The organism is Acetobacterium tundrae (assembly GCF_008086615.1).
Classification (GTDB): Bacteria; Bacillota; Clostridia; order Eubacteriales; family Eubacteriaceae; genus Acetobacterium; species Acetobacterium tundrae.
The window spans coordinates 90,391-102,256 of record NZ_RXYB01000006.1 but is presented as its reverse complement, the minus strand read 5'-3'; the positions used below and the strand labels follow the sequence as shown (position 1 = coordinate 102,256).

9 protein-coding genes are annotated in these 11,866 nt (G+C 37.2%); 4 read left to right on the top strand and 5 right to left on the bottom strand.

Annotated features, from left to right (window positions below):
* Positions 1-105: 105 nt before the first annotated feature.
* From FZC40_RS06900 to FZC40_RS17410, 4 genes are all read right to left on the bottom strand, one after another.
* Positions 106-1,344 (bottom strand): cation:proton antiporter, encoded by a 1,239-nt coding sequence (locus tag FZC40_RS06900; RefSeq protein ID WP_186843716.1) that lies wholly within the window; start codon positions 1,342-1,344, stop codon positions 106-108.
* A gap of 145 nt (positions 1,345-1,489) precedes the next feature.
* Entirely contained in the window at positions 1,490-2,023 is a 534-nt protein-coding gene (locus FZC40_RS06895; protein WP_207724245.1) for a DUF2284 domain-containing protein, read from the bottom strand.
* 469 nt (positions 2,024-2,492) lie between these two features.
* Positions 2,493-2,702 carry a TOBE domain-containing protein gene (locus FZC40_RS06890; protein WP_148603171.1) on the bottom strand — a complete coding sequence of 70 codons (210 nt, stop codon included), beginning with the start codon at positions 2,700-2,702 and terminating at the stop codon, positions 2,493-2,495.
* Positions 2,703-3,080: 378 nt separating this feature from the next.
* Positions 3,081-3,923 (bottom strand): transposase, encoded by an 843-nt coding sequence (locus FZC40_RS17410; protein ID WP_243135773.1) that lies wholly within the window; start codon positions 3,921-3,923, stop codon positions 3,081-3,083.
* Between the two features lie 642 nt (positions 3,924-4,565).
* Between FZC40_RS17410 and FZC40_RS06880 the strand changes: the two genes are divergently transcribed.
* The 4 genes from FZC40_RS06880 (at position 4,566) to FZC40_RS06865 (ending at position 9,685) form a co-directional block, all read left to right on the top strand.
* Positions 4,566-6,254, top strand: coding sequence for a PAS domain-containing sensor histidine kinase (locus tag FZC40_RS06880; RefSeq protein WP_148603170.1), 1,689 nt, complete (start codon positions 4,566-4,568; stop codon positions 6,252-6,254).
* Positions 6,245-6,679, top strand: coding sequence for a response regulator (locus FZC40_RS06875; RefSeq protein WP_148603169.1), 435 nt, complete (start codon positions 6,245-6,247; stop codon positions 6,677-6,679). Before FZC40_RS06880 ends, FZC40_RS06875 begins: the two co-directional genes overlap by 10 nt.
* Positions 6,680-6,688: 9 nt before the next feature.
* The gene (locus FZC40_RS06870; RefSeq protein WP_148603168.1) at positions 6,689-7,723 is read left to right on the top strand and encodes an HD-GYP domain-containing protein; all 1,035 of its coding nucleotides are present in this window, start codon (positions 6,689-6,691) and stop codon (positions 7,721-7,723) included.
* 447 nt (positions 7,724-8,170) lie between these two features.
* Entirely contained in the window at positions 8,171-9,685 is a 1,515-nt protein-coding gene (locus tag FZC40_RS06865; protein WP_148603167.1) for a methyl-accepting chemotaxis protein, read from the top strand.
* A 95-nt stretch (positions 9,686-9,780) separates the two neighbouring features.
* Here FZC40_RS06865 and FZC40_RS06860 read toward each other — a convergent pair whose 3' ends face one another.
* Positions 9,781-11,817, bottom strand: a complete 2,037-nt coding sequence (locus FZC40_RS06860; protein ID WP_207706704.1) for an SPFH domain-containing protein — start codon at positions 11,815-11,817, stop codon at positions 9,781-9,783.
* Positions 11,818-11,866 lie beyond the last annotated feature (49 nt).

Below are 11,866 nucleotides of genomic sequence, written 5' to 3'. Positions count from 1 at the left end.
TGTATATCTCAACAAAAAAAGATAGCCAGAACTGCGCTTTTTTCATGCCACAGTTTTGGCTATTGATTGCTTATGATGAACTGATATTGATAATATGACTTTATTTTATTTTTTCGATTCAACCTCAAGTTTCAGCACCCTGGCAAAATATTTTGCCGTGCTCGCCTGAAATGTTAAAGTGATAATAATAGCGATCGAAGTAACCGCGGATATCAGCTGGGCATTTGGAATATTCATAGTGATCAGCATGCCTGCCAATGCGGCGGGAATAACGCCCGTTTCTCTTGTCCAACACAAATAGGCGATTTCCCTGATATTCCACTTTGCTTTTCGGTCTAACGGCACTGTGAGGAGAACTGAGATTGGTCTTGCCAGGAATACAAATGCCAGAATTACTAGTAAAGCTTGCCCCCAATACTGTGAAATGATCACGAAATTCATTTGAATTCCCAGCAGCATGAAGATCAGCATCCTTAATAGGGATATCGTCACATCCTTGAATTTTTCATGCTTCTCATGACCCTCTTCATGCGCCTTAAGGTTGAACATGTGCTTGTTTCCGCAGATCATACCGACGGTGAAGGCTGCCATAAAGCCGCTGACTCCAATCGACTCTGACAAGACATAAGCCGCCAAAACAGAAGCTATCGCCATCTCAGCCGTAAATCCCCGGAACCGTCCGAATTTGCCTTCACAGACAAGCATGTTTCCAACATAACCGATGATTGCCCCAACTAATACGCCGCCGCCGGCCGTCTTCAGCAGATCCAGAAGGCTTCCTCCAACGGAAAAGCCGCCACCCGCCGCTATTCCAACGATGGCAAAAGTAATGATTGCTCCCGCGGCATCATTGAATGCAGATTCCGATATGATGGTCTGCTTCAATTTAGGGCTGATGTTCATGTTTTTAAACAAAGGCACCAGCACCGAAGGATCTGTTGATGCAATGACCGCACCCAGCAGCAATGCATAGATAAAATCAATATTGAGTATCTTCCAGGCAAAGAAGCCGGTAACAACTGCAGAAATAAGCACACCGACAGTCGCCAACAGCCCGATGGTTACCTTTACTTCATTTAATACTTTGAGCTCAATTTCTCTTCCGCCGTCAAACAGTATGTATGCCGCACCAAATGATAAAATCAGCTGATTGATTACCGCGTATTCACTAAAATCGATGATGTTCAAAACCGTTGGTCCCACAATGATACCCGCCGCAATGTACAGCACGACATCGGGTATATGTATCCGCTTGCTCACTTGCGTTAAAGCAATACCAAGAAAAGTAATGATTGCCAAAATCCGCATCAGATTGTCCGCCAGCTCTACAACATTTCCCGCCACTACAGGTCACCTCTTAATTGTATTTTATGTTTAAATTATACCTTACGATAAAACATATCTCAATGATCTATTATTACTGTTGACAAACAAGTATGAGTATCTTCCTGCATAATGAAAATCTAATAATGCCACACTATCTAATGGCCTAAAATAGGATCATGCCAAACCAGGTAACGACGTTATAACCATTGAAAAATGACAGGTTATGCTTTTCACATATGTCTGTCACACTGATTGTCTGGCTTTCAATACAGGGATACATTTTATCTAAATGCCGACAGGCTTCATCCGGATATGCACATTTGTCACATATGGCACACGATTCTGCCGTGAGGATAAGGATATCGTCATTTTCACTAAAAACATTTTTCTTTATTTGGTTTACAATCTGAATATGTTCTTCTCTGGTTGAAAGCATTTCGTCCATATTGAGAATGTCGCTGACTTCAGATATGGTGCTGAAAATAAAGGCGTGATCGTAACTTGTACACCGACCTTTACATTCATCTAGTGTTCCAACCGCCGGAGGACAAGACCATGATTTGCCATATTGCGGACATTCATTTTTACAGATAGTTCTCACCGCCTGATGAAAATTGAGTTCAGCGGGATCAAAAAATGCATACTCAAAGATCGGATATTCCGTAATTTTCTTTTCAATTTCTTCTTTTGTAATCATCTATTCGTTAACCTCATCAGTAAATTTTATTGTAAAATCAAAAGAACCTGCTACTCTCGTAACAGGTCGATCTTACATCATATTTGATGCGTAATTCTTGGTATCGGAAAAAGTGCGATACCCTCACTATTCACGCCAATATTTTTATGAAACTAAATTGTTAAAAACATTTACCACATTACATCAAGTATAACATGATCACTTTAACATAAAAGCAAATTGTTTTCAATACTATCCCTCGAATAAAACCATTTCCATTTCTATCAGAACTGCAAATAAAGCAATCGAGAGATTGTTACTTGTTATTGATAAAATTGGCCTTGAATTCAAACCATACTTTATAATCGTATAATTCAACAACAAAAAAAAGCGCACCCCGAATGTTAGATGAAAATCCAACATTCGGGGTGCGCTTTTTTATCCGGTTATCTTAGCCCTTTTTTCTTTTCAAAAATCCTAAATTTAAAAATTAATCAACCATCAACATTACAGAGGTTGCTTTGATTACTGCTGTTGCACTAGAACCTACGGTTAAATCTAATTCTTTAATTGATGCCAATGAAATAGTTGATGAAATAATGTTTCCATTTCCAATGTCGATTTTTACAATACCATTCACAGCGCCTTCTTCAATACTGATAATTTTTCCTTTTAGCTGATTTCTTGCACTTAGTTTCATAATAGCCTCCTGATTTAAATTTATTAAGACAATCTTTTAGATTATCTTTTATTGTTTATATTGAAACATATTAAACTTAACAATCTCTTAAGTTTTTCTTCTTTTTTCTTTTAATATCTATCTCTATTATCAATTAAATGGCTTTTTAAAGCTATTTAATTGATTTCTTCTATTGTTTAAAATTCAATAACCGTTCTGATTATCCGTATTTTTTTTCAATTATTGTTTCATTTTAATCATTTTAATATCCATTAATTACGTTTCACTATGATTAATTTCAATTGGTTATATCTAACTATGTTTAATTAGGTTAAATTCATTTTAATTAATATTTGGTTAGCGTGTCAAAAGCACCCATTTTATGCAGCCAGACTCAAATTATTTCCACCCCAATGATGTCTCGGAAGAAAATAATGTAATGTATGGCTGCATAAAATCACCCTGTACGGGATTGGGTGTTTTTCCGATTAATGCAGTGGCGACTAATTCGATATTGTTTTGGGTGGCCTGTTCGTGATTGTCAGTGCTTGCATAGGCGCCATCGACCAACAAGGTGGTCGCTTCATCCTGATGTCCCAACTTGTTGATTGTTTCTTTGCAGAATTGACTGTCGCTGTGGCCGTTGATGTCATAATCATAGCCAGTAATGATGGCACTCTGATCATCAAAGGTTTCAACGATATTACCCGCATAACCTTTATGCTTTTTATCGGCTTGGCAAATGACTTTTATCATATTTGTGGTACAGATGTATAGAATTTCCAGACGGGTCATCGTTTTACAGTTTGAAGCCGCCATCACACTATCCATGCGTTTCATGGATGGTTCAATATTCAGGTAATCCAGAAATGCTTCCGCCATGGATTCCATTTCTTCCTGAAGCAGATCGATTCCGGTTTCCAGTGTATACAGATAGAGTCGCTCCCGGAAGCGGCTGAAGGTTCGGTCGCTAAAGGGCTGCTCTTTGAAACTCGTGGTATGGAGCGCATACTGGAACCGCATATCACACAGAATACTGGCCAACAGCTCATCATCGGTCAGACGCAACAGTTCTTTTAAAATCAGTGAACCAACCACTGCATTGACCGGATTATTGGGCCGGGAACCTTTGGTTTCACTGTACAATACCGAAAACCGTTCCTCGCTAATCGCCGGGAAAATGATTTCTAAAAAACCTTTTGCCCAGGAACTCAAAACAAATTTCTTTGTCCGTTCGTCCACCTGTAAAAAACGATCATCCAAATGTTAGTTGTTGTTCTTTGTTGATTTTAAATGACATCATTCTGTCTCCTCCACTGCATTTAATTCTGTGTCTAGTCGGACCTCAGTTGGAGAGAATTATTATATGGAGTGAAAAATACTTTTACACCCTAACCATATTTTTATATTCAAAGATAAATGCAGCAATCCAAAAGTTCGCCCCTAAATATAAAGGAACTAACAGAAATTCATCTAGAAAATTCTGATTGCGTGTCTAGACAAGCGTGTATATTATAAATAAAAATAATCTTAAAACCTATTCTAAAAACGATATTGAGTCCTATTTTGTGATCTTTATTTAACTTGCTATTGTATATTTCATTCTGATCAATTAGACTATAAAGATAGGGTTTATCTTTTGTTTTTTGTTGATTTACGATTCATCTTTTTATGAAAGCGGAGCTCTTTTTTATTTTTATAATCATCATTTTCCGAAAACATCATTGTGCAAAAAATAATTCCATTATTAAAACAAGAAACGCATAAATACTGTATTAAAATAAAGTATTTTTAAGAATTTATATGGATCATAAGATTAATGGGTAAAAACAGGCTGCGAATAAATTTTCAACTAACTAAAACGATTCGACGAGGAGACTTCATATGAATAACAAATTCTGCAATCCAACAAATAATGAAATAACTCAAAAATCAATTGACCCGGAAATAAAAGGGAATGAAGAAAAAGAAAAATGGACAGCAGCGTTAATCATCGCTAAAGAACTTGCAGAAGAAAAAAACACCGAAATAATTAAAGAATTAAACTACTATCGTAATTTTTTCGAAATTAGTCTGGATCTTTTTGTAACCATAGGACTGGATGGAATCATTGCTGATGTTAATACAGCTACAGAAAATGCCTTGGGTTTGCCGAGAAAAAAGCTAATCGGAAAGGAATTTTCAACTTATGTTATCGAGTCTCATAAAGCCCAAGCTGGACATCAACAAATAATAAGAGAAGGTGCAATTGTTGATCATGAACTTAATCTCAAACATATCAATGGAACCACTACTCCCTTTTTGTTTAATGCATCCTTATACAAAGACAATGAAGGAAAAATAATCGGTGTATTTGCTGCCGGAAGCGATATCACCACTACACGAAAAGCTGAAGATGATCTAATCCACCTGAAAAATAATTTTACACAATTAGTTAAACAACGAGCAGAAGAGCTAATCATTGTAAACGAAGAGCTTGCTTTTCAAAATGAAGAAAAAGATAAACGAGCAGCCGAGTTGATTATTGCTGATAAGGAACTTGCCTTTCAAAGTGAAGAGAAAGCCGATCGGGCCGCCGAGCTAATTATTGCTGATAGAGAGCTTGCCTTTCAAAGTGAAGAAAAAGCTGATCGGGCTGCCGAGTTAATCATTGCCAATAAAGAGCTTGCCTTTCAAAGTGAAGAAAAAGCGGACCGAGCTGCTGAGTTAATCATTGCCAATAAGGAGCTTGCCTTTCAAAATAAAGAAAAAGATAAACGAGCAGCTGAATTAGTGAATGCTAATAAAAAGCTTGCCTTTCAAAAAGATAAAATAGAAGAATTCAATAATCAATTAGAATTTCGGGTAATGGAAAGAACGGCAGAACTTGAATCTCTGAATAAAGAGTTAGAAGCATTTTCATATTCCATATCGCATGACTTAAAAGCACCGCTAAGACATATAGCAGGATATGTTTCGCTTTTGTTAAAAAAATATGGCAACTTATTTCCTAAAGAAGGCGAACATTATCTGGATATGATTTCTTTTTCTGTCGAAAACATGGGAGAATTAATTGAGGGACTACTCCATTTATCAAGAAGTAGCAGAATCGATATGAATAAAAGATTTCTCAATATGAATGAAATAGTAGACACTTTGATTCAACCTGTAAAAGAACAGGAAATTGACCGTAAAATAGAATTTAAGATAGAACCGATGCCTTTAGCTTTTGGAGATCTTGAGATGATGAGGTCCGTGTGGGCTAATCTTATCGAAAACGCAGTTAAATTCACAAGAAAAAAAGATTTGACAAAAATAGTTATTGGAGCAACTGAAAATGAAAATGAGATTATTTACTATATCAAAGACAACGGGGTTGGTTTTGATATGAATTATGCATCGAAATTATTTACTGTTTTTCAAAGATTGCATTTACGTAAGGACTATGAAGGTACCGGAATAGGATTAGCAACCGTTCAAAGAGTTATCACAAGACATGGTGGAAAAATCTGGGCTGAAAGTAAAGTCGGAGAAGGTGCGACCTTCTATTTCTCACTGATTAATAGAAAGGAAAGCGAAAAGACATGGAACTGAAAACGATCCTTTATGTTGACGATAACCCCTTAGATATTGAACTGACCCTGGAAGCGATAAAAGAGAACCACATTTTAAATCCAATAATTGTAGCTAATGATGGGTTAGAAGCATTAGAGTATTTAGCGTCAAATGGGGTATATAAAAACAGAAAGCCTGGAAATCCCAGTATGGTTTTGCTTGATTTGAAAATGCCAAGAATGGATGGACTGGAATTTTTAGCTATTGTTAAAAAGGATGAAAATTTTAAACGCATCCCGATCATTATGCTTACTTCCTCTCAAGAAAAAAATGATTTAATTAAAAGCTATAATCTTGGAATAAACGCTTATGTTGTAAAACCACTTAATTTTCTTGCATTAATTAACATCATAAAACAGATTATAATATTTTGGACACTTATTAATGAGTTGCCGCCAGAATAAGGAGATAGTATGAATAAGAAAGACTGTTTGAAAATACTTACATTAGAAGATTCGCCAATGGACGCTGAACTGATCGTTGCGTGTTTAAATGAAAATTTTAAAACAAAAGTTAAAATGGATATTGTTGCGAAAGAAGAAGCTTTTGTTTTGGCACTATCTTCAAGCAAATATGATGTGATTTTATCTGACTTTATGTTGCCTGATATTAATGGATTCGCTGCATTAACCCATGTGAAAAGGATATGTCCGAATACACCATTTATATGTATCTCCGGATTTATTGGCGAGGAAACAGCTGTAGAACTACTAAAGCAAGGTGCCACAGATTATGTCTCGAAAGATAAACTGGGTAGATTAGCGCATTCGATAGAAAGAGCTTTAAAAGAATCAAAAGAAAATGAGCAGAATGAAAAAATGACAATGGAGCTAATTAATACAAATGTCTATCTTAAAAATAGTTTGGCAAGTTTTCAACAATTAACTGAAGCAGTAATTAATGCAATCTCATTAATTGTTGAAAAAAGAGATCCTTATACGGCTGGGCACCAAGAAAGAGTGAGTAAACTCGCCTGTGCAATTGCAGTGAAAATGGGATATGACACCTCATTTGTGGAAGGTATTCGAATAGCAGGCTTATTGCATGATATTGGGAAGATTGCCATACCAATAGAAATTTTATGTAAACCCGGACAACTCAGTGAAGATGAGTTTCGTTTGATTAAAATTCATCCAAAAGTAAGTTACGAAGTGTTAAAAGAAATTGACTTTAATAGACCTATTGCCGATATCGTTCTGGGACACCATGAAAGACTGGATGGAAGTGGATATCCAAATGGATTAAAGGGTGATGCCATATCAATAGATACTAGAATACTTTCCGTAGCCGATGTCGTGGAAGCGATGGTTTCATATCGACCGTATCGACCTGCGCTCGGCTTAAACTGTGCCTTGGCTGAGATAAATAAAAACAGCGGCAACTATTATGACAATGTGGTTGTTGATACCTGTACCAGACTCTTTTCCAATGAAAATTTTAAATTTTAGTCCTTGTATTCTTTCATTTCAACAACTAACTATCGGTTGAAATGGATTCAAGCAAAAGAGCCACTCCTTCAAAAATCAGATAAACCGCCGATAGAATGACCGTGGTAAATAAATAAAGGGATTAAATATAAATACAAAAAAAATAAACAATAGACAATTAAACCTCCGGCAAGCAAAAGCCATCGATATTTCTTCTGATTGCTTTTGCAATCCAAGTCCAGCCATTTTCCGCTCATGTGTCTCATATCTAAAACTTATCTCATTTTCTAAAATTTACATCTTTCTATTTCCGGAAATTTTTACTTTATCTTTTTTCTAAATATTATAAAAATAGCTTGAAAAATGATGGAATCAAATGTATTATGTTGATAGTATACTAAGCATATATAATATATATGAATTATTATCACTCTGCCAACAAGATAATTTGAGAAGGGACGATACCCAATGACCAATAATATACGTGAGACAGAAATTTTACAAAAAAATGTTGATAACAGGCAACGATTATATGAGATCACCCGAAATGTCAATCGGATGACTCAGGGGGATTTGACAAAAAAATTTGATATTGATGAAACCGATAGTTTTAAAGATCTCTGCATCAGTATCAATCAGTTTATATTAAAAATCAGAGGATTTATTAATGAATCTACAACAACATCGGATAAAGTGATCATCAGTTATGAAGAACTGCTGTTAAATTCCGAACGCGTAAAAAATACCATCACCGCCGCAAATTCGGCAATCAATGAGATATCTTTCGATATGTCTGAGCAAATGAAAGGTACGGTTGGAACACAAAACATCATTCATGAGATCGTGGCTGAATTCAAAGAAGTGGTCAATAGCGGTAATCAAATCGAAAGCTCCGCTGATTCAATGATGAATACCGTTGAGCAAAGTCTTGAAATGTATGAAGAATTGATCAATAAATTAAATGAATCCGCTGATTCAAATAAAAATTTAGCATTGGAAATCAGCGAATTGAAGGAAAATATCAAGAAAATCCAGAGTATCGCCGACGGCGTTTATTCTATCAGCAGAACGACGCATCTGCTTTCATTTAACGCCTCAATTGAGGCTGAAAGAGCAAATTCTAACGGGTTGGGCTTTTCGGTCATAGCCAATGAAATGCGCAGACTGGCGGCCGAAACCTCAAAGCAGTCCGAAAAAATACAGACGATTATCAATAATATTATTGATAAAATATCAGGAATTTCTTCGCAAATGAACTTAGAAGTTGAAATAATTAACAAGAACATTGAATCTGCTCATCTCACGGGAGAGAACCTGCATAGAATACATAACCAGAATACCGATACTTTGAATTATGTTAAAGATATTAATAAAACAATCGATAATCAAAACCGGGAAATACTTAATATCCAAAATATAATCGCAGAAATCTCAGTTTCTTCACAAAAAACAACCGCTACAACTCAAGAACTGGCGGCCTCTTCAGACGATCAATTAATCGCGCAGAACCTGATGATGAAATCTATAAAAGGACTTATCATAATGAATAAAAACCTAAAAAAACAGATCGCTCAATTTGCCAAAAACTACGAGATCACACCGGAAATACAGAAATATATTGATGAAGCATTTATTACCCTTCGCGAATTAGCCAAAAATAAAGTATTGCCGTCAATGTCTTATCGGGATTGTACTCCGATACTACTTGAAGCGGTCAAAAAATATCCTTCTTTTGAACTTTTCGGATTGGTGCAAAAAGACGGTCTGCGAAAAGCCATCACCCTTGATTACAAAGAGGAAGAAGTTTATATCAATTTTGCCCACCGACCATATTTTAAAGAAGCCATTATTGGGAATGAATATCAATCAGAGCCGTATGTTTCTGCCGATACAAACAGTTATTGCATCGCCGTTGCCGTTCCGATCAAAAATGCATCAAATCAAATAGCAGGGGTACTGATTGGCGATCTGGTATTAGGATAAATCAAATCATATCAATTATTTTTTAAAATCATTAACCTGCATAAAAAACAGCTGTTGTCGTTTAATGTCACAACAGCTGTTTATTTCATTTCTAATTAGGGCGCATCTTTTGGCGGTTCAGTACTTGCCATCGGAACAACAGGTTCCTTTTCCTTTTCTAATTCCCGTTCCATTCCCCTTATGATCGATTCTTTTATCTTTTTAGCCCGGGGGTCATCCACTTTACCTTCCGGATTCAGTTTAACACCCAGCTTTTCGCTGATCAGAAGATCGATCAGCATTTCAAAAGCGTTAAATGAGCTGTTCTGGCCTTCTTTCCCGCCCATACTCATAACGGTTTTGGGAACAATATCGATTTTCGCCTTTTCGATTGCCGATGTGAACTTAGTCATCACATCCTGGACAACCTGATATTCTGGACCGCCATAAGCTTTGACCTGTTCTTCAACGGCAATAGCTTTACCAATTCCAACCCTTGCTTCTTTCTCGGCTTCCGCCTCAGCCAGCGCTTTTATCTTAGCTGCTTCCTGGAGCGAACGCTGATAATCCGCTTTACCCACATTGCTCTGAATCTGAATGTTGATATCCGACTCGGTGAGCAGTTTCTGCTGCATGGCCTTGGATTCAGCTTCTCTTAATTCCTTTTCTTTGCCAGCGGCTTTTTCCTGCTGGGTATAAGTCTCAATTTCTTCGATGGCAATCTGTCTTGACCGGAGCTGCGTTAAAATGATCTCGATCTTATCGTCAGTGGCAGATGCCGCCGGCGTCCCAATGAGAACCTCCTCCAGTTCCAGATTATAATGTTCAAATTTTGCCTTCATCTCACTGGATGAAATTCGCTGAATTTCATTTCTATCCTGAATGAGCTGAATTAAAGTTTTAGTCTGACCGATATTTTTGAAATAAGCGGATACCATCGGGTCCAATGTCTGATCCACCAGCATTTTTACATCACCAAAGCGCTGAATCACAAGCGGTGCTTTCCGATAATCAATGTGCATGACCACGGATAAAGGTAACGAAGGTTCAAAAGCATCCTTGGTAATCAGACTGACTTCTTTCAAATTTTCATCAAATTTATGAAAGCCCGTCTGGTTGCTGATCCATTTCAGAATAATATTCGTTGTGGGAATCCACTTGATTTTTCCAGCATAGGTATTGAACGCATATTTACCAGGCATCAACGGTTCTCTCCAAACACCTCTGAACCCTTTTTCAACCAACTCGCCATGTTTATAGTCTTCACCGGTTGAGTCCACACCTTTTGGTCCAATATAGGATACCACCACGCCGACATAACCAACATCGATAATCGTTTTATCGATTAATTCTACGGTTGCGAAAAATCGATTGATAAAGTAGGTGCCTTCCACCAAAACCTGATACTGCCGTCCTCTAAAGCCTCCAGCTTTAAGGAATTTTTCCGGATCCTGAAAATTGTTATGATAGTTTTCCGGATAGGAAGGATCATTGCCAACCGCCGGAGCGATGATGTCATCCATTGTTAATGAAAGTCCATCATGGATCGTCACAATCCCTACCTTGTCATCCGTACCTTTTATAACAACGGGGGTAAAACCATTTCGGTCTTTTAACAAAGTTGCCATATTCATAATAGTCGCTTCTTCAGCCTTTGTACCCATGGGTTGATAATAAATCTTGTCCTCTGTAATGATAATAAACTGGGCCAGATTAAAGGCATATGTTCCTTCTCTGATGATTCCTCGCTGGGGGCCCCTTTGCCCGCCGTTAAGCAAAAAACCTCGGGCATCCTGAAAATTGTTGCATTCAGGAATGATTTTAGCCAATGTCTGGATCGGCTCCAGCGGCTGCCCGTCTCGGGCAAATACATATGCAATCTGTCCCTGGGGAACGGTAACCAGGGGAGAAATATGTACCTTATACATCAACGGTGTCAAAAAATGAATTCCCCCTCGAATGACCTGGGGCTGATAACCCGCTTCGCCATTCAGCGCAATGATCTGCATTTCCAGAGAACCTTTCCGTGACCACCATTTTTCGATGACGGCAATTTTATTGTTTGAAACGATCCGCAATCCGATCAGCCATAAGAAAAGAACAATGCCGATTAATATTAACAGAATAATCACGAACATGGAAAACAACTGCATCTCTTTCACCTCATTTCACTTAATTTTTTTATAATTCACCCTGCAATAA

Coding starts and splice junctions, on each gene's coding strand:
- FZC40_RS06895 (WP_207724245.1), bottom strand. CDS start 2,023: ATGATTACAAAAGAAGAAATTGAAAAGAAAATTACGGAATATCCGATC.
- FZC40_RS06890 (WP_148603171.1), bottom strand. CDS start 2,702: ATGAAACTAAGTGCAAGAAATCAGCTAAAAGGAAAAATTATCAGTATT.
- FZC40_RS06880 (WP_148603170.1), top strand. CDS start 4,566: ATGAATAACAAATTCTGCAATCCAACAAATAATGAAATAACTCAAAAA.
- FZC40_RS06875 (WP_148603169.1), top strand. CDS start 6,245: ATGGAACTGAAAACGATCCTTTATGTTGACGATAACCCCTTAGATATT.
- FZC40_RS06870 (WP_148603168.1), top strand. CDS start 6,689: ATGAATAAGAAAGACTGTTTGAAAATACTTACATTAGAAGATTCGCCA.
- FZC40_RS06865 (WP_148603167.1), top strand. CDS start 8,171: ATGACCAATAATATACGTGAGACAGAAATTTTACAAAAAAATGTTGAT.
- FZC40_RS06860 (WP_207706704.1), bottom strand. CDS start 11,817: ATGCAGTTGTTTTCCATGTTCGTGATTATTCTGTTAATATTAATCGGC.